This is a genomic window from Niveispirillum sp. (assembly GCF_017996735.1).
Classification (GTDB): Bacteria; Pseudomonadota; Alphaproteobacteria; order Azospirillales; family Azospirillaceae; genus Niveispirillum.
Genome location: NZ_JAGOGJ010000124.1, coordinates 1 through 18591, shown reverse-complemented (window position 1 = coordinate 18591; position 18591 = coordinate 1). Strand labels below are relative to the sequence as shown.

17 protein-coding genes are annotated in these 18591 nt (G+C 63.0%); 10 read left to right on the top strand and 7 right to left on the bottom strand.

All coding sequences use genetic code 11. The features are described from left to right. The 4 genes from KBA48_RS26235 to KBA48_RS26220 all read right to left on the bottom strand — a co-directional run. Positions 1-2050, bottom strand: a 2050-nt coding sequence (locus KBA48_RS26235) for a hypothetical protein (RefSeq protein WP_292911647.1), incomplete at its 3' end; no start/stop codon positions are given. Positions 2051-3412: 1362 nt separating this feature from the next. Next, complete coding sequence (locus KBA48_RS26230) at positions 3413-3700, bottom strand: hypothetical protein (protein ID WP_292911646.1); 288 nt, start codon at positions 3698-3700, stop codon at positions 3413-3415. Between the two features lie 733 nt (positions 3701-4433). Then, complete coding sequence (locus KBA48_RS26225; protein ID WP_292911645.1) at positions 4434-5348, bottom strand: DUF72 domain-containing protein; 915 nt, start codon at positions 5346-5348, stop codon at positions 4434-4436. A 21-nt stretch (positions 5349-5369) separates the two neighbouring features. After that, complete coding sequence (locus KBA48_RS26220; RefSeq protein WP_292911644.1) at positions 5370-5528, bottom strand: hypothetical protein; 159 nt, start codon at positions 5526-5528, stop codon at positions 5370-5372. 234 nt (positions 5529-5762) lie between these two features. Here KBA48_RS26220 and egtB point away from each other — a divergent pair, with 234 nt between their 5' ends. The 10 genes from egtB to KBA48_RS26170 all read left to right on the top strand — a co-directional run bounded on the left by egtB (position 5763) and on the right by KBA48_RS26170 (position 14785). Next, the gene (egtB, locus tag KBA48_RS26215; protein ID WP_292911643.1) at positions 5763-7025 is read left to right on the top strand and encodes an ergothioneine biosynthesis protein EgtB; all 1263 of its coding nucleotides are present in this window, start codon (positions 5763-5765) and stop codon (positions 7023-7025) included. Next, on the top strand, positions 7025-7972 hold the full coding sequence (gene egtD, locus KBA48_RS26210) for an L-histidine N(alpha)-methyltransferase (RefSeq protein WP_292911642.1): 948 nt from the start codon (positions 7025-7027) through the stop codon (positions 7970-7972). Before egtB ends, egtD begins: the two co-directional genes overlap by 1 nt. A gap of 161 nt (positions 7973-8133) precedes the next feature. After that, positions 8134-8430: a hypothetical protein gene (locus KBA48_RS26205; protein ID WP_292911641.1), complete on the top strand. Its 297-nt coding sequence runs from the start codon at positions 8134-8136 to the stop codon at positions 8428-8430. 56 nt (positions 8431-8486) lie between these two features. Then, positions 8487-9032, top strand: coding sequence for a 2Fe-2S iron-sulfur cluster-binding protein (locus KBA48_RS26200; protein WP_292911640.1), 546 nt, complete (start codon positions 8487-8489; stop codon positions 9030-9032). Then, positions 9029-10012 carry a xanthine dehydrogenase family protein subunit M gene (locus KBA48_RS26195; protein WP_292911639.1) on the top strand — a complete coding sequence of 328 codons (984 nt, stop codon included), beginning with the start codon at positions 9029-9031 and terminating at the stop codon, positions 10010-10012. Before KBA48_RS26200 ends, KBA48_RS26195 begins: the two co-directional genes overlap by 4 nt. After that, positions 10009-12342, top strand: a complete 2334-nt coding sequence (locus tag KBA48_RS26190) for a xanthine dehydrogenase family protein molybdopterin-binding subunit (protein ID WP_292911638.1) — start codon at positions 10009-10011, stop codon at positions 12340-12342. Before KBA48_RS26195 ends, KBA48_RS26190 begins: the two co-directional genes overlap by 4 nt. 38 nt (positions 12343-12380) lie before the next feature. Further along, positions 12381-13232, top strand: coding sequence for an SDR family oxidoreductase (locus tag KBA48_RS26185; protein ID WP_292911637.1), 852 nt, complete (start codon positions 12381-12383; stop codon positions 13230-13232). 13 nt (positions 13233-13245) lie between these two features. Further along, positions 13246-13623 carry an AraC family ligand binding domain-containing protein gene (locus tag KBA48_RS26180; RefSeq protein WP_292911636.1) on the top strand — a complete coding sequence of 126 codons (378 nt, stop codon included), beginning with the start codon at positions 13246-13248 and terminating at the stop codon, positions 13621-13623. Beyond that, complete coding sequence (locus tag KBA48_RS26175; protein WP_292911635.1) at positions 13620-14099, top strand: GFA family protein; 480 nt, start codon at positions 13620-13622, stop codon at positions 14097-14099. Before KBA48_RS26180 ends, KBA48_RS26175 begins: the two co-directional genes overlap by 4 nt. A 71-nt stretch (positions 14100-14170) precedes the next feature. After that, complete coding sequence (locus tag KBA48_RS26170; protein WP_292911634.1) at positions 14171-14785, top strand: phosphoglycerate mutase family protein; 615 nt, start codon at positions 14171-14173, stop codon at positions 14783-14785. A gap of 63 nt (positions 14786-14848) precedes the next feature. Here KBA48_RS26170 and KBA48_RS26165 read toward each other — a convergent pair whose 3' ends face one another. From KBA48_RS26165 to KBA48_RS26155, 3 genes are all read right to left on the bottom strand, one after another. Continuing rightward, positions 14849-16219, bottom strand: a complete 1371-nt coding sequence (locus KBA48_RS26165; protein ID WP_292911633.1) for a cytochrome c — start codon at positions 16217-16219, stop codon at positions 14849-14851. A gap of 10 nt (positions 16220-16229) precedes the next feature. Further along, on the bottom strand, positions 16230-18002 hold the full coding sequence (locus KBA48_RS26160) for a GMC family oxidoreductase (protein ID WP_292911632.1): 1773 nt from the start codon (positions 18000-18002) through the stop codon (positions 16230-16232). 3 nt (positions 18003-18005) lie between these two features. Beyond that, on the bottom strand, positions 18006-18591 hold a 586-nt coding region (locus KBA48_RS26155; RefSeq protein WP_292911631.1), incomplete at its 5' end, for a gluconate 2-dehydrogenase subunit 3 family protein.

Sequence of the window (18591 nt, the reverse complement as noted above, 5' to 3'; positions counted from 1 at the left end):
CGATATTGCTGACCGTATGGCCGGTGGCGATGACACGATCATTCAGCAGCAGATTGCCCGACGCAAAGACGACGTTGCTCAGCGTGTTGAGGATCGTGCCCATGCCGGACTGACCGGTCAGGGTGCCAATGGTCCCCGATGTACCGCCCGTGATGGTCAGGTCCTGCGCCGACAGGTTCTTGATATCGCCAGCCAGCAGACCACTGTTAACCACGGTGCCAAGATTGCCGGTGGCTGCGATATAGACCGCGGTGGCGGCGCTGACGGTGCCGGTATTGGTCAGGGTCGCCAGCGTGCCGCCGACATAGTTGTTGGCGAAGCTCAGCAGCAGGTTGTTGCCGACGACGGTGCTGCCGGACGACACAAGGCCGGTAATGGAATTGCTGGTGGCGACAATGCTGGCATAGCTGGAGGCCGCGCCGGCAGCTACCAGGGTGGCCCCGCCCGATATCAGATAGTTGCCGGCGGTCGACAGGCTGGCCGTCACGGAGGCGCCGGTGATGCTGGCCGCCCCGCTGACCACCAGTCCGCTGTCGGCCCCAAGGATCAGCGAGCCGCCGGTCTGCGCATAGTCACCGGTGACGTTGACCAGGGTATTGAGCGACAGCGCAACATCGTTGTTGACCAGCGTATGGCCGGCGACATTGACCGCGTTATTCAGCAACTGGCTGCCGGATGCCAGCACCACGTTGGATAGCGTGTTGGTGATGGTGCCCATGCCGGACTGACCGGTCAGGGTACCGCCCGTGCCGGTGATGGTCAGGTCCTGCGCCGACAGATTCTTGATGTCGCCAGCCAGAAGGCCGCTATTGACCAGAGTGCCGAGATTGCCGGTGGCGGCGATATAGACAGCCGTGGCGGCGCTGATGGTGCCGCTGTTGGTCATGGTCGCCAGGGTGCCGCCGACATAGGCGTTATTGTAGGTCAGCAGCAGATTATTGCCGACCAGCGTGCTCCCGGTCTGCAGGCCGGTAATTCCGCTGGCCGTCACCACTGCGCTGACCGCCGAGGCGGAACCGGCAGACAGCAAGGTCGTCTGCACGCCGGGCACGTAGTTGCCGGTCGCCGCCAGACTGGCCGCAATGGTGCCACCGGTAATGCTGGCCGCCCCGCTGACCACCAGTTGGCCTTCGGCGCCCAGGATCAAGGAACCCGCGGTCTGGCTGTAATTGCCGGTGATGTTGACGACAGTGTTGAGCGAGACGGCGGCACCGGCATTCGTGACCGTGCCGGTGTCAACATTCACCGCGTTATTCAGCAACTGGCTGCCGGACGCCAGCACCACGTTGGACAGGGTATTGAGGATGGTGCCCATGCCGGACTGACCGGTCAGGGTGCCGCCGGCACCGGCGATGGTCAGGTCCTGCGCCGACAGATTCTTGATGTCGCCAGCCAGAAGGCCGCTATTGACCAGGGTGCCGAGATTGCCGGTGGCGGCGATATAGACCGCGGTGGCGGCGCTGACGGTGCCGGTATTGGTCAGGGTCGCCAGCGTGCCGCCGACATAGTTGTTGGCGAAGCTCAGCAGCAGGCTGTTGCCGACGACAGTGCTGCCGGACGACACAAGGCCAGTAATGGAATTGCTGGTGGCAACGATGCTGGCATAGCTGGAGGCCGCGCCAGCGCCGACCAGGGTGGCCCCGCCCGGTGTCAGATAGTTGCCGGTGGCCGACAGGTTGGCCGTGATGGTGGCGCCGGTGATGCTGGCCGCCCCGCTGACCACCAATCCGCTGTTGGCGCCAAGGGCCAGCGAGCCGCCGGTCTGCGCATAGTTGCCGGTGACGTTGACGATACTGTTAAGGGTAAGCGCCGTGCCGTCATTGACCAGTGTATGGCCGGCGACGTTGACCGCGTGGTTCAGGAACTGACTGCCCGATGACAGCACCACATTGGACAGCGTGTTGAGGATCGTGCCCATGCCGGACTGGCCCGTCAGGGTGCCGCCGGTGCCGACAATCGTCAAATCGCGAACTGAATTATTGGTGATATTGCCCTGGATGATACCGGTATTGGACAAGGCGCCCAGCGTACCGGTACTGGCGATATACACGGCTGTCGGCGCGCTCAGAGTCCCGGTATTCAGAATGGTCCCGTAGGTACCACCGATGTAATCATTCAGTACAGCGACGACGAGGTCATTTCCACTCGAGACAGATCCAAGACTAACACCGACCATGGAGCTGGAAAAGGTTGCATTGTAATATGACGCAGCCCCGGCGGAAATCAACGTCACCATGGACGACGCCAGCGTGTCGCCGACAACATAGTTGTTGGTTGATATAACGCTGGCGAGGATAGTGCCGCCGGTGATACTTGCACTGCCGCTGACAGCGAGCCGCGCATTGTTCAAGGCCAAAACACCGCCGGTCTGGGCAAAATTACCCATAACACTTGTTGTTCCAAGTGTATTAAAGCTCAATTGTCCGCCATTATTGGTGAACGTGTTAGTTCCAACATTGATATTATTAATAAGTCTGATATTGCCAGAGATAAGGTTTATGTTGGAAAGCGTATTTGTAATTGTACCGATTGAATTACTATAACCGGTTAACGTACCAATAGTGGTGAGAGTACCACCCTTGATGTTCAGATCATGGGCACTGAGGTTGACGATATCGCCACGGATCGTGCCAGTATTGCTGAGTGTGCCGAGATTGCCCGTACTGGCGATATAAATCGCCGTAGGATATATCGTCGACGTACCATTGAGAATGGTACTGCCGACAGTGATGGACTCAAGGTTGCCGCCCACATAATCCATCAGAGGATTAAAGTAGACCAATGTCGTGCCTGACGCCCCGATATTGCTGAAACGGGCGCCGGTTGGCGCGACCGCAGTACCGAAGCTGGCGCCGAGATTTGTAATTCCGGTAGGCGAATAAAGCACGGACGCTGCCGTGCCCACGATATAATTGCTGAGGTTGCTGAAGGACGGAATAATGGTCCCGCCGGCAAGCGTCATTCTGCCGGTAACCGTCAAGGCGCTGGTGGTTAACGTATTAGATGTGAGCGTCTGACGATAGTTTCCGGTGATGGTGGTATTGGGGGCCAGCGTAAGGTTGGTGCCCTGGCTGTATAGGGTGTCGCTGCCGACATTGATATGATCGGCGATGAACAACGAACCGCCGGTAATCGTAATGCCGGCCGTACCCGTCATTGTACTCCGTACGGTCCCGGTGCCAGCGAAAGTGCCAACGGTGCCCGAAGAACCGCCAACCAAAGTCAGCCTGTTCGCAGTCGACACGTCGCCCAGAATCCTACCGGAATTGACGATGGTGCCCAGCGTCCCCGTGCTGTTGATCCCGCCAACGATCGTCCCGCTGTTGGTCAGCGCGCCCAGGCTGCCGTCGTTCCAGAGGGCGTAGGTACCGCTGATGCTGCCGGTGTTGACAATAGCCGCCACCGAACCGGCCTAGATGAAGACGGCGCGCCCGCTGGCCGCAGTGTCGATGATCTGGCCGCTGTTCAGCAATGTTCCCAACGTCGACCCGGCGGTCCCGGTGATGGTCACACCATAGGGGTTGGCCGTGTTGATGGTGCCGGACGGCGTGATGGTCAGGTTGCTGTTGGGGTTCGCCGTCCCGCTCCACACCGTGCCCGTGGTGATTGAGCTGCTGATGGTGATGTCTGCGGCTTGTGACGGCAGAACGACGATCAGGTGCGCAGCAAGTATTGCCGGCGACGCCCCTGCCATCAGCATCTGGCGGAGCTTTTTTTGTCCGATCGTTCCCCGCACGAGGCACCCCATTCATATCCATGGCGAACATCGCCAAAGGTCAACAGGCAGCTTACGCTAGCTGCAATCTAGGGGCGCGTATCGAAAGGTCAGGTTGGAAAATACGAAATTATCTTACTCATGTCGCGCAAAAATCCGTCGCGTACCCCTAAAAAAATTCCCAAAATCCAAAAAATGTGCCAATACTCTTCCCATAATAGTCTATTAACCATATCCATTAACCATGATGCCCGATGGGATTTATCCAGACTATATTTTTATGGCGACTCGACAGCGATATTTTTTAGGCAGACTCGAGAGGGATATACTCGACCGGACAGAATCGCTGCTCCGTCCGAAAATCATAATTTCAAGCGCTTGAGCAAAAGTTGGGGATAAGCTGAATAATGAACATCATCAATCCCCAGACAGGACGCCGGTAGACCACATCCCGACCACGGATTTGTGCCCACCACACCTGACTGGGCAATCGATCACCAATCCCTTCAGCAGAGAGGGATATGTGGGGGGCTGCGGATGCCGCGCACTGGTCCTCGGCTACTGATCGATCGCCGCCTGGCCCATATGCCGAGCCCCGTAATACGGCATCCCCTCGATCGCCTGGCGTTTGCATGGCGTGATCGTGGCCGATGACACGACAATTTATGCATGAGAATAGAAATAAAATTCCCTCTACAAAATCCGTATACTTGCCACTCTACAGCAGCCGCAAGTTTTCGTCTGCCCCAGGAGAAGGCACCCATCTCCGCCCGAGCTTTTCCGTCAGCCGCTGTGCATCCAGCGGGGCTTTGCGCTTGTCGGTATTGTCGAAAAATACGAAAACGTCACGTGGCATCGCTGTCCCGCCGACCGGATCACCGGCGAATTCGCCATCCTCCATCTCACAACCGTCACTCCAGGCGCGGATGCGGGCGGCCCAGCGATCCAAAGCCTTGTCATCATAGCCGGACCGGTACAGTTCCTCCGATCCATGCAGGCGGCAATAGATGAAATCGGCCGTGATATCCATCAGCCGCGGCCATTCCACTGTATCGGCGCAAACCAGGGCCACCTTGTGCCGTCGCAACTGCCTTATGAACGCCGGATCGCGGAAGCTCTCATGCCTGATCTCCACGGCGTGACGCAGCCGGCGAACACCATCGGTCTGAAGCCACGCACGGCTTTTCAGGTTGTCGTCATGGCGCGCCGCCAGTGTGGATGCCGCCTCCGCCCCATGCGGCAGGAGGGCCAGAAATTCTTCCATCAAATCCGCGTCATACCGGAAACTGGGCGGGAATTGCCAAAGGATCGGGCCAAGCTTGGGCCCCAGGCGCAGCAGACCCGACGCCAGGAAGTTGGCCACCGGATGCAGCGGGTCGGTCACGCGCGTGACATGGGTGATGTATCGCGGAGCCTTGACGGCAAAGACGAAATCGTCAGGCACCTCGTCCGACCAGCGGGCGAAACTGGCGGGTTTCTGCATACCGTAAAAGGTGCCGTTGACCTCGATCGCCGGAAAGGTGCGGCTGGCATAAGCCAGTTCCTTTTTCTGCACCAAGCCCTTGGGATAGAAATGGTCGCGCCAGGGTGCGTATGTCCATCCGGAGATGCCGATGCGGATATCGCCTTTCACAGGATGCCCCTTTCCGTTCGCTCAAATGATGTGCCGGACCCCACTGCCATACTGCCCTTTCGCCGCTCCCCGCCGTGACACCAGGGCCGCGGCCAGCGCGATATTGACGAAATGCGCCCATCGATTGTCGGCATGGGCGGCGCGATGCCAGTCCTTGTGGCTGGCGCGCAATTCGGGCACAGGCCCCTCCCCCAGTTAGATCATCCGGGTAACGGTCTCCTGACAAGGCGGTTCCCGCCCTGTTTCCCGACATCCATCGGAACCCGCATCGGTGACCGTGTGGAAGCGGCAAAAAAAGTCATGAAACCCGGGACGGGGGATGGGTGTTTCCCCTGAACAAGCCTGCCCCGCCGATCAACCGGCCGGAGGCCATTCGTCCCGCACGCGAAGGCCCTCTGGTGGAGTTCGTGACCCATGGATGGACCGCAACCCGTTCTCCAAAATCCGTTGGTTTTGCTGTTCCAGACAGTCAGAACCCAAACGGAAGCCCTGATCGATGGGCTTTCCGATGCCGACGCCACGGTCCAGTCGATGGATGATGCGAGCCCCGCCAAATGGCACCTTGCCCACACCACCTGGTTCTTCGAAACCATGGTGCTGGCACCGCACGCCAGCGGTTACCGGGTCTTCGACCCCGCCTTCGACTTCCTGTTCAACTCCTACTACGAGACGCTTGGCGCGCGGCTGGCCCGTCCCCGGCGCGGCATGCTGAGCCGGCCGTCCCTGGCCGCGATCCTGGACTATCGGCGGCATGTGACAGATGCCGTGATCGCCCTGCTGGTTGGTGGGGCGCCCAAAGCCGTCGCCGATCTGATCGAACTGGGCTGTCAGCATGAGCAGCAACACCAGGAACTGCTGCTCACCGACATCCTGCACCTGTTCGCCCAGAACCCGCTGGCCTCCTGCTTCAGGGAGCCCGACCCCGCGCCTACGAAGGCGGCGGCACCTCCGGCGGTCCGGTTCATCCCGTTCAATGGCGGGATCACCCGTATCGGCCATGCCGGACAGGGCTTCGCGTTTGACTGCGAAGGGCCTGACCATGAGGTTCTTATCGAGTCTTTCCGTCTTGCAGACCGGCTAGTGACAAATGCCGAATGGCTGGCCTTCATCGCGGATGGCGGCTATCGCGATCCGCTGCTGTGGCTGTCGGACGGATGGGCAGCGGTCAAGGAGGGGGGATGGACGGCCCCCCTCTACTGGCAGGAGCGGGACGGCGAATTCCAGACCATGACGCTGCATGGCCGGCAACCCGTCGAACCGGCCGCGCCCGTCACCCATGTCAGCTATTTCGAGGCCGACGCCTTTGCCACCTGGGCGGGCAAACGCTTGCCGACGGAGGCGGAATGGGAACATGCCGCCCGTCCCTTGCCCATCGCGGGCAATTTCGCCGGGTCGGAGCGGCTGACGCCGCTTCCCGCCACGCCAGGTGAGGGCTTGCGCCAGATGTTCGGCGATGTCTGGGAATGGACGCGCAGCGCCTACCTGCCCTATCCGCGCTTCCGCCCGGCGGCCGGTGCGGTCGGCGAATATAATGGCAAGTTCATGTCCGGACAGTTCGTCCTGCGCGGCGGTTCCTGCGCCACGCCCGAGGGCCATGTCCGCGCCACCTACCGCAACTTCTTCCCACCCCATGCCCGCTGGCAATTTTCAGGCCTGCGATTGGCGGAGGATATCTGATGCCCCGTGATATCACCCTCATCGATACCCAACTGGCCAGCTTCCGGCACGATGTGCTGTCCGGCCTGTCCCGCCCCCGCAAGACGCTGCCGCCGCGCTGGCTTTACGACGACCGGGGCTGCGCGTTGTTCGAGGAAATCACCAGGCTGCCCGAATATTACCCGACGCGGACTGAAACAGCGATCCTGACCGACAATGCCGAAGAGATCGCCGCGTTCTGCGGTGATGATGCGGTGATGCTGGAATATGGCGCGGGTGCCGGCATCAAGACCCGGATCGTTATCGACGCCCTGCCATCGCTGCGCCTCTATGTGCCCATCGACATTGCCGCCGATTTCCTGCAACAGACGGCCGAACGGCTGGCAAGGCAGTTCCCCAGCCTGAGGACTCTGCCCATCGTCGGCGACTTCACGGCCGACCTGCACCTGCCTTCCTCGATCCCTACCGCCAACCGTTTCGGCTTCTTCCCCGGCTCCACCATCGGCAATCTCGATCCCGATGAGGCCGCCTCCTTCCTGGCGCGGCTGCGGCGACATGTCGGGGGCACCGGGCGTTGCATCATCGGGGTGGACCTGAAGAAGGATGTCGGCATGCTGATCGACGCCTATGATGACAGCCAGGGCGTCACTGCCGCGTTCAATCTCAACCTTCTCCAGCGCATCAATCGGGAACTGGATGGCACCTTCGCGCCCGACCGCTTCCGGCACCGCGCCGTCTGGAACGAGCCGGAAGGAGCCGTCGAGATGCATCTGGAAAGCATGGTGCCGCAGACCGTGGTGGTTGCCGGCCGGCCTTTCCGCTTCCAAGCCGGCGAGACGATCCATACGGAAAGTTCCCGCAAATACAGCATCGCCTCCTTCGCCGCGCTGGCGGCCGGAAGCGGTTGGCAATGCGATCGTGTTTGGATGGACGGGGACCAGAAATTCGCCGTGTTCGGCCTTGTCTGATGAGGCCATCCTGCATTCCCGGATAGGCCACCCCGGAAAAGGCACCCGGACCATCAATATCGGATCATCGGGGGCAACGGTCCCTCATCGGCGCCTTGAAGGGGAACCCCCTTCCTTCACCGCCGTTTATCACCGGCCACCTGTAAAATGCGGAGGAAGCCATGACACGATCCGACAAGCCCGGGACGGAGTTTGACCGGGGCACCACCGGCGATCAGGTCCCATCGCTGAAGGCAGCACCGCCACCGGGTGCGGACATCAAGACCGCCGGCACCCGCCCTGCCGCAACGCTGGACGTGCCTGGGATCACGCCTGCCTCGCCAGCGGGCAAACCTTCACGCACGGCACCGCCTGCTGCGCCAAAAGCCGGAACGCAGAAATGGCAACAGCGCCTCTGGGTACCGGCAGGCCTGGCGCTGCTGGGCCTGGGGGCCGCGTTGATCGCGGCGCGCCGCTGAGCCGGACAGAACCTTGACCGACGGCTGATCGCCGCCCCACCGGCAGAGAGGTTGCCATGCCCATCATCATCAACGGTGCGGCCGTGTCGTTGCCTGACGACCCACGCGTCTCGCTTCTCGACCTGCTGCGTGAGTACCTGCATCTCGCCGGCACCAAAATGGGCTGCAACCAGGGGGCCTGCGGCGCCTGCACCGTGCTGGTCGATGGGGAACGCATCATCTCCTGCCTGGCGCTGGCGGTGCAGTATGAGGGGCGGGCGATCACGACGGTGGAGGGCTTGGCCACCGGGGGCGATCTTCATCCGCTGCAACGGGCCTTCATCGAACATGACGGGTTCCAATGCGGCTATTGCACCCCCGGCCAGATCTGTTCGGCCATCGGCATGGCGGCGGAGCTGGAGCGCGGACTGCCCAGCCACGTCACCGCCGACCTGCTGCTGGATGAGATCCTGGCCAGCCGCGAGGAACTGGCCGAGCGGATGAGCGGCAATCTCTGCCGCTGTGGTGCGCATAACGGCATCATGGATGCCATCGCGGCCACCTTCATCCATACGGAAACCAGCCGGTCCACCGGGCCGGACAGCGCGGAGGCAGCGGCATGACCCCCTTCACCTATGCCCGCGCCAGCGACGTGCCCGACGCAGTGCGGCTGGCCAGTCTGGAAGCGACGAAATATCTGGGCGGCGGCACCAATCTGGTTGATCTGATGCGCGAGACGATCGAGCGGCCGGAGGCGCTGGTCGATGTGACCGGGCTGTCCGCCGCGATCGAGGATCATCAGGGCGGGTTGCTGATCGGTGCCGCCGCCCGCAATACGGCCCTGGCCGAACATCGTATGGTGCGCGAAACCTATCCGGTGCTGGCCCGCGCCATCCTGTCCGGTGCGTCCGCACAGGTCCGCAACATGGCGACGGTGGGCGGCAACCTGCTTCAGCGCACACGCTGCGCCTATTTCTATGACCCTGAAGGATCACGCTGCAACAAGCGCAGCCCTGGGGAGGGATGCGACGCCGTCGGGGGTTTCAACCGCATGCATGCGATCCTGGGCGCCTCATCCGCCTGCATCGCCACCCACCCGTCCGACATGTGCGTGGCACTCGCTGCCCTGGATGCGCTGATACATGTCCAGGGACCGGCGGGCGAACGCACCGTCGCGTTGACCGACCTGCATCGGTTGCCGGCGGACCGGCCCGACCTGGACAGCACGCTGGAACCGGGAGAGTTGATCACCGCCGTGGCGCTGCCATCCTTGCCGACCGGTGCGCATTCCACCTATCGCAAGGTCCGCGACCGGGCCAGCTATGCCTTCGCCCTGGTTTCCGTCGGTGCCGTCCTGGCTGTGGAGGATGGCATCATCACCGATGTGCGCATCGCCCTTGGCGGCGTGGCTCATAAGCCCTGGCGCGCCAGTACGGCCGAAGCGGCACTGCGCGGGCGCCAGGCCACGCCGGAGAATTTTCGTGCCGCTGCCGAAGCAGAACTTCTGGACGCCCAGCCGCTGCGCGACAACGGCTTCAAGGTCCCGCTGGCCATCCGCACCATCACCGCCACCCTGGGCGAATTGACGGGAGAGAACGCATGAACCTCCTCGATCAAGCCAAGCAGGCCGTCCAGGGCATGGCCCAGGCGGTGATGACCAAGGCCGTGGCGCTGGCGCCCGACAGTTGGGTCCCCGGTGGTCAACCCGACCCCCTGATGCACAGCAAGCACGGTCTGATCGGCGCGCCGGTATCGCGCCTGGACGGCCCGTTGAAGGTCACCGGCAAGGCTGCTTTCGCGGCAGAATTCCCCCTGCCGGACATGGTCTATGCCGCCCTGGCCTACAGCACCATCGCCAAGGGCCGCATCCGGTCACTGGATATCGCGCGGGCGGAGAAGGCGCCGGGCGTGGTGCTGGTGATGACCCACCACAACGCGCCGCGCCTGCAACCTCCACCCTTGTTCCTGTCGGAGGAGAAGGCGGCCGCCGGCGACAATCTGCCGGTGATGCAGGATGACCGCATCCATTGGAATGGCCAGCCCATCGCCCTGATCCTGGCCGGAACACAGGAACAGGCCGACCACGCCGCCTCCCTGATCCGTGCCACCTATATAGAGGAAGATGCACAAATCTCCATCGCCGCAGCACGGGCAGAGGGGACGACGCAGTCGCAATTCATGGGCCAGCCCCTGCACAATGAAAGCGGCGATGCCGAGGCGGCATTGGCCGAGGCGCCGTTCAAGGTGGATGCCACCTACACCACGCCGCGCCACAACCATAATCCCATTGAGCTGCATGCCGTGACCCTGTTCTGGCAGGGCGGTGTGCTGCGCGTCCATGATGCCCAGCAACTGGTGACGCACAGCGCCTTCACCCTGTCGCGGGTGTTCGACATACCGGAGGAGAAGGTGATCATCACCTCCCCCTATGTCGGCGGCGGCTTCGGGTCCAAATCGCTGTGGCAGCACCATATCCTGGCCGCCGCCGCCGCCCGCATGGCGGGGCGGCCCGTGCGCCTGATGCTGTCGCGCGAAGGCGTCTATCGCATCGTGGGCGGCCGGTCGCCGACCGAACAGCGGGTGGCACTGGGGGCGACGGCTGACGGAAAGCTGACAGCGCTGATCCATAGCGGCCTGACCGTGAAGACCCCGCACAACGCCATGCCCGAACCCTTCATCCTGCCCACCCGCAGCGCCTATGCTGCCGACAATATCCTGCTGGATGTCCGGCATGTGGAACTGGACATGCTGGGCAACACCTTCATGCGGGCACCGGGTGAAGCGGTGGGCACCTTCGCGCTTGAATCCGCCATGGATGAGCTGGCGGAAAAGCTGGGTATGGACCCGATCGAATTGCGTCTGCGCAATGAGCCGGAGAAGGACCCGACCTCCGGCCTGCCCTTTTCCGCCCGCCATATCGCCCAGGCCTGGCGCACGGGTGCCGAGCGTTTCGGCTGGCACCGGCGCAAGCCCGTTCCGGGCACCGTGCGCGAGGGCGAGTGGCTGGTCGGCATGGGCTGCGCCACGGCCACATATCCCTATTACCGCATGCCGGGTGGGGCCGCGCGCCTGACCCTGACAAGCGATGGCCATGTAACGGTCGATGTCGCGGTGCATGAGATGGGTATGGGCACCGCCACCGTGCAAAGCCAGGTGACGGCCGAACGGTTGGGCCTGTCCATCGACATGATCCGTTTCAATTACGGCGACAGCACCCTGCCGGGGCTCATCATGGCCGGCGGGTCGCAGCAGACGGCCGCCACCGGCGCCTCCATCCTGGCCGCCTATGACGCGCTGAAGAAGGAGCTGGTGGCCCTGGCCGGCAACAGCTCCCCCCTGGCCGGGCTGAAGCCGGACGAGGTGGGCAGCCGCGACGCCGGCCTCTGCAAGTTGGACGAGCCCGACCGCTATGACAGCTATGCCGCCATCCTGGGCCGGGCCCGGCGGGAGGAAGTCCGGGTGGAGGCGAGCCCGCCGCCACCGTTGGAGACCATGCATTGGTCAATGCACAGCCATGGCGCGATGTTCTGCGAGGCCCGCGTCAACATCGTGACGGGCGAGCCGCGGATCAGCCGCTTCCTGGGTTCCTTTGATTGCGGCCGCATCCTCAACCCGAAGACGGCGGCCAGCCAGTTCCGCGGCGGCATCATCATGGGGCTGGGCCTGGCCCTGATGGAGGAGACGCAGTTCGATGAGCGCAAGGGACGCATCATGAATGCCAACCTCGCGGACTATCACGTGCCTGTACATCTGGACGTGCCGGAGATCGACGTGATCTGGACCGACATCCCCGACCCGCACACCCCCATGGGTGCGCGCGGCGTAGGGGAGATCGGCATAACCGGCACCGGCGCCGCCGTCGCCAACGCCATCTACAACGCCACCGGCAAGCGCATCCGTGACCTGCCGATCACCCTCGACAAGCTGCTGTGAGCGGCGGAAATCCTTTTTCCCGGCGAAGGAGCCATCCCATGGGCACGATCCAGCCAATGATCCAAGAGGACGCCCTGCCCGGCCATGAAAGCCGGCTTACCCCCAAGCCGGAATGGCAGCCACGCTATCCCGGCTCCGGCCGTCTGATGGACAAGGTGGCCATCATCACCGGTGCGGACAGCGGCATCGGCCGGGCGGTCGCCGCCCTCTATGCCCGCGAGGGGGCCGACATCGTCATCGTCTATCTGCTGGAGGATGAGGACGCGCAGGAAACCCGGCGGATCGTGGAGGCAGAGGGCCGCCGGGCCCTCACCATCAAGACAGATATCGGCGCCAAACAGGCCTGCGATCGCATTGCCGAGCAAACGATCGCCGCCTTCGGTCGCATCGACATCCTGGTCAACAATGCCGGGGAGCAGCACCCGGACAAGGACATCATCGACATCACGGAAGAACAGCTCCAGCGCACCTTCCAGACCAACATCTTCGCCATGTTCTACCTGACCCAGGCGGTGCGGCCACACCTGAAACCGGGTGCGGCCATCATCAACTGCACCTCTGTCACCATGTACAAGGGCAGCAGCGAGCTGCTGGATTACAGCGCCACCAAGGGGGCGATTACCGCCTTCACCCGGTCCCTGTCGGAAAACCTCGTGGGCGACGGTATCCGCGTCAACGCGGTGGCCCCCGGCCCGATCTGGACGCCGCTCAACCCGTGCGGCGGCGCCAGCGAGGAGAAGCTGGAGCATTTCGGCGAAGACACGCCCATGGGTCGCCCCGGCCAGCCGAACGAGGTGGCGCCATCCTTCCTGTTCCTGGCCTGCGAGGATGCCAGCTACATGTCGGGCCAGGTGCTGCATCCCAATGGCGGTATCATCGTCAACGGCTGAGGAGGAACGCGCCATGGCTGTCCATAAATTCGCGATAGAGGACGCCTCGCTGGAACGCTCGCCCGGACAGGACGGGGAGGTGTTCGCCGGCAATGTCATCGACCAGCGCCATGGCGGTCCGCTTACCATCGGTTTCGGCCGTTACGGCCCCAACGAAGCGCTGGTGGAAAGGATCGCTGTTCACGATGTGATGGTGATCCTGGAAGGCCGGCTGTCCGTCTCGACGGAGGACGGCACCATCGATGCCGGCCCCGGCGAAATCGTCTATATGCCCAAGGGAGAGAACGTCACCATCCGTTCCCACGCACAGGGTGCCGTCACTGCATATGTCACCTACCCCCACTGGCAGGAAGCGCCACGAGACCAGCCCCGCGTAGGGGATGGGGCATGAAATTGAACGGATCGTGCCATTGCGGGGCCGTGCGTTTCACTGTCACCGCCTATGCCCCGGCCCCCTATCTGCGGTGCTATTGCTCGATCTGCCGCAAGACCGCCGGTGGCGGGGGGTATGCCATCAATCTGGGGGCCAAGGCCGATACGCTGGCGGTGGAGGGAGCGGAGAACATCACGATGTTCCACGCCACCATCGACGGCAAGCAAAGCAAAGGCGAGCGACGCTTCTGCCGGCACTGTGGATCGGCCCTGTGGGTCTATGATCCGGCATGGCCCGATTATGTGCATCCTTTCGCCAGCGCCATCGACAGCAAGCTGCCCACGCCGCCGGAGAATGTGCATATGATGCTGGGGTCAAAGGCGAACTGGGTGAATATCGACACGGCCAGCGGCGACACCTGCCACGACACCTATCCAGAGCAATCCCTGGAGGCGTGGCATCGTGCCCATGGAATGCTGGAAGACGATAAATAAGCGTTCCACACCAGGAATCACGAGGGGGAGCAATGACCAAGGGTGCGGCGCAAAAAGGACCGGAAGTCATCATGCTGATCCGGCATGCCGAGAAACCGGCGGACGGTGTCAATGGCGTCACCTATGCTGGCAAGAAGAGCGCCGAGAGCCTGACGCCCTTCGGCTGGCAGCGAGCCGGTGCATTGTGCCGCCTGTTCGGCAACGGCAAGCTGCCCTCGCCGGACGCCATTTTCGCGTCCCTGGACGATGACGGGCAGAAGGGCAGCCTGCGCCCGATGCAGACCGTTGCACCACTCGCCGCCCTGCTGAACGGCATCACCGACCAGGAGAGCCTGTTCACCACACCCCCAGCGCCAACGCCGAAAGTGCCGTTCGATACCGGCATCTCCAAGAAACAGCTCAACCAACTGGCCATGGCGCTGGTGGCGAAGCGGGGCGTGGTGCTGGTGGCCTGGCAGCATGAGGCGATGGCCGATATCTGTGCGGCGCTGGGCAAGCTGATCAGCATCGCCAATCCGCAGGACATTCCCACCATCTGGCCGGGGGAGCGGTTTGACATGGTCTATCGCCTGAAGCGGCGCAAGGATGGCAGCTACAAGTTCAGACAAGTGCCGCAGATGCTGCTGCCCGGTGACAAGGACAGCCCGTTCCCCCCTGGAGGCCAGAGCACCGTGGCACAGAACTGATCGCCGCCGACGGATCACCCGGACCAGGGGGGGCGGCGATGTTCCGGCCCCCCCTCGCCCCGGCTATTTGCGTTCCGCGAGGCTGGCTGCCGTGCCCTCACCTTTGCGCTCATCCGCGATGGTCTTTCGCACATCGGCCACCTGATCGGCGCTGACGGCATCCGCCCGGTTACCCCAGCCGCGGCGGATGAAGGTGAGCAGTTCGGCGACCTGTGTGTCTGACAGACGCCAGTCGAAACCGGGCATGCCCAGGCGTGAGGGAGCCGTCTGCGTGCCGGGCAGCGAACTGCCGGCCAGGACCAGACGGATCAGCGACGCCGGATCATCGGCCAGCACGGTGGGATTACCGGCAATGCGGGGGAAGACCCGCTCGTCACCCATCCCATTGGTCCGGTGACAGGCGGCGCAATTGTCGAGATAGATCTCCGCGCCGACCTCCGGTTCCTGCCCTGCGGCCAAGGCCTTGGTCGTGCCTATATCGGCCACGAATTCCGATTTGGAGCGGCCGGAACCCTGCAGGCTTTTCAGATAGGCAGCGATGGCCAGACGGTCATCGTCGGTCATGTGCTGCATGCTGTCGGTCACCACCTGCTGCATCGGCTTGCCGATGACGGCATGGTGGGGATTGCGCGCGCCGCGCAGGGTGGCGGCGATATCCTCCACACTCCAGGTGCCCAGCCCGTCGGCATTGTCGCCGCGCAGATTGACGGCCACCCAGCCATCGATGACCGGCCCGCCGGACAGATAGTCGGTGGAACGTTCATCCAGCGCCACTTCCTGCAAGGTGATGGCACGCGGCGTATGGCAGGCGCCGCAATGGCCCGGCCCCAGCACCAGATAGGCGCCGCGCGCGATCACCGGATCGGTATAGCGGGCGGGATCGAAGGTCACCTGATCCGGATCGGGGGCGTAGAGCTTGCGCCAGATCGACAGGGGCCAGCGCATGGATAGCGGCCAGGTGATCTCCGCCGACCGGTTCTCCGCCCGCACAGCCGGGACAGTTTGCGTGAAATAGGCGTAGAGGGCGGCAATGTCGGCGTCCGGCATGATGGCGTAGGACGGGTAGGGCATGGCCGGATAGAGCGTGGCGCCGGCAGGCGTAATGCCATGGCGCACGGCACGGGCGAAATCATCCAGGCTGTAATCGCCGATACCGGTTTCCTTGTCCGGCGTGATGTTGCTGGAATAGATCACGCCAACCGGGGAGGCGAGCGGCAAGCCGCCGGAGAAGGGTGCTTCCCCCGGCTTGGTGTGGCAGGCCCCGCAATCGGCCGCCAAAGCCAAATAATGGCCGCGTTCCTTCAGACCGGCGTCCGCCATTCCGCCGGCCGGCACCGCCACGGGGCGGGAGTTGGTGGGCCAGAAGGCGAAGACCAGGGCGCCGATGCCCAGCAGGACCAGGATGATCAGCAGGGTGAGCAGTATCTTGCGCATCGTCCCCTCCCTATGCCTGGACCAGAGGGCCGGGATTTTTCACATATTGTTCCCGGATGGCCTTGGCCGACCAATAGGCCAGCGCGCCAACCATGCCCGTCGGGTTGTAGCCATTGTTCTGCGGAAAGGCATTGGCGCCGGGTGCGAAGACATTATGCACGTCCCAGGACTGCAAATAGCGGTTCAGGGCCGATGTCTTCGGATCGGCCCCCATGATGGCGCCGCCGCAGGTATGGGTACTCTGATACTGGGTGGTGTTGTACTTCGCCCCCGGCTCCTTGCTTTCGGCGGAGATGGTCTTGGGGTTGAGGGTCTTGCACATGTCCACGGCCTTTCCGACCAGGAACTGTGCCGCCTTCACCTCGTTTGGGTGCCAGTTGAAGGTCATGCGCAGCAGCGGCCGGCCGAACCCGTCCTTGTAGGTCGGGTCCAGGTCCAGATAATGCTGGCGGTAGGACATGCAGGCGCCCTGGACCTCGTAATAGAAATTATGGCGGAAGCTCTCTTTCACCGCCTTCTTCCAGTCGCTGCCCCAGCCGGGCGTGCCCTTGGGCACATTGATGCCGCGAATGGGTCCGGCGCCGGGCTGGCGCGCCCAGATGATACCGCCGCCCACGAACCCGGCTTTGCCATTGTCCAACTGGTTGCCGTTCAGATCGTCGAAGGTGACGCCGCCACCGCCGATACCGATGAAGGGATTGGCCTGCACCTCCTCATCAAAGAACAGCACCACGCGGTTGAGGTTCTGGTAGGAGTAGTTGCGGCCAACCGTGCCGGTATTGGAAACCGGGTCATAGGGCGTGCCGATGCCCGACAGCAGCATCAGATGGACATTGTAGAGCTGAAAGGCACAGAGCAGGACGATGTCCGCCGGCTGTTCCACCTCCCGCCCCTCTCCATCCAGATAGGTGACGCCGGTGGCCCGTGTCTTCGTGTCGTCAAGGTTGACGCGCAGCACCTGGGCATGGGTGCGCAGTTCGAAATTCTTGCGCTGGCGCAGGACGGGCAGGATGCAGATATTGGGGCTGGCCTTGGAATAATTCAGGCAGCCATAATCGGAACAGAAGCCACAGAAATTGCACTTGCCGATCTGGCAGCCATAGGGGTTCACGTACGGCCCGGAAGCGTTGGATGCCGGGATCGGAAAGGGATGATACCCCGCCTCCCCCGCTGCCTTGTAGAACAGCTCCGCCCCCAGGTAATCCGGGTTGGGGCCTAGCGGGAAGTCGCGCGACCGGGAGCCTTCGAACGGATTGCCGCCTTCCTGGCGCGTGCCCTTGATCACCCCACCCCGGCCCGACGTGCCGCAGACATATTCGAAATGGTCGAAATGCGGTTCCAGGTCCTCGTACGTGACGGGGAAGTCCTGGATGGTCATTTCCTCGGGAATGAAATTGCGGCCATAGCGCTGCACGACATTGCTGCGCAGGCTGAAATCCTCCGGCAAGGCCCGGAAATGGCAGCCCGACCAGTGGGTACCCGCTCCGCCCACGCCGGTGCCGGGTTTGAAGGAGCCGATCTGGCGATAGGGGGCGGCCACCTGATCGGCGCTGTGGCGGATGGTCACCGTCTCCTGCGCCAGACCCTGCAGGAACTTGCGGTGGACAGAGCCTTCAAGCTCGTCCACCACGCGCGGGTAGGCGAAGTCGGGCTGGGTTGACCGGTCGGGGCCGCGCTCCAGCACCACGACATTCAGGCCGGCATCGGTCAGTTCCTTGGCCATGATGGCACCGGTCCAGCCCATGCCGACGATGACGGCATCCACCTTCTGTTTCGTCGCCATGGATCAACCCCTCTGCCCGGCCAGATTTACGGGTGGCAAGGGATAGGGGCGGTCACGCACCCCGACCCAATCCAGATAGTCAGCGCGCACACCGGGATAGCCGATCATCTTCCAGCCCCCCATGCCGCGATTGCCACCATGCGACGGGTCGGCGAAATAGCCGTAGCGCACCTCATTCAGCAGGAAGGTGAAAAAGCTTTTGGAGGAAATGCCCTCCAGCTCCAGCTTGCCGCCTTCGGCCTGTTTCAGCAGGTCGTTCTGCTGAGGCTGTGTCAGGTCGGCGAAGATTTTGCCGTCGAAATGCTGCCGGCAATGCTGATCGAAGGACACCATGCCGGCGCGCAGCAGGTCGCGCAATGGCAGGCGGCCCTGATAGCCGAATTCAGGCGCCGCCTCAATGAACGGGCCCTGCATGTACCAGATCTCACCGGCGGCAAAGGGGGTGCGCATGTGCCGGTCGATGAATTCCGGCACACCGGCTTCAAGCGCGCCAGGCCCGTGTTCATCGGCCGGAATCAGGTGATCGCAGGCAACGGTCAGGAAGGCCCATTCGGCGGGATTGAAGAAGGTGGGGCGGTAGGTACCGGGT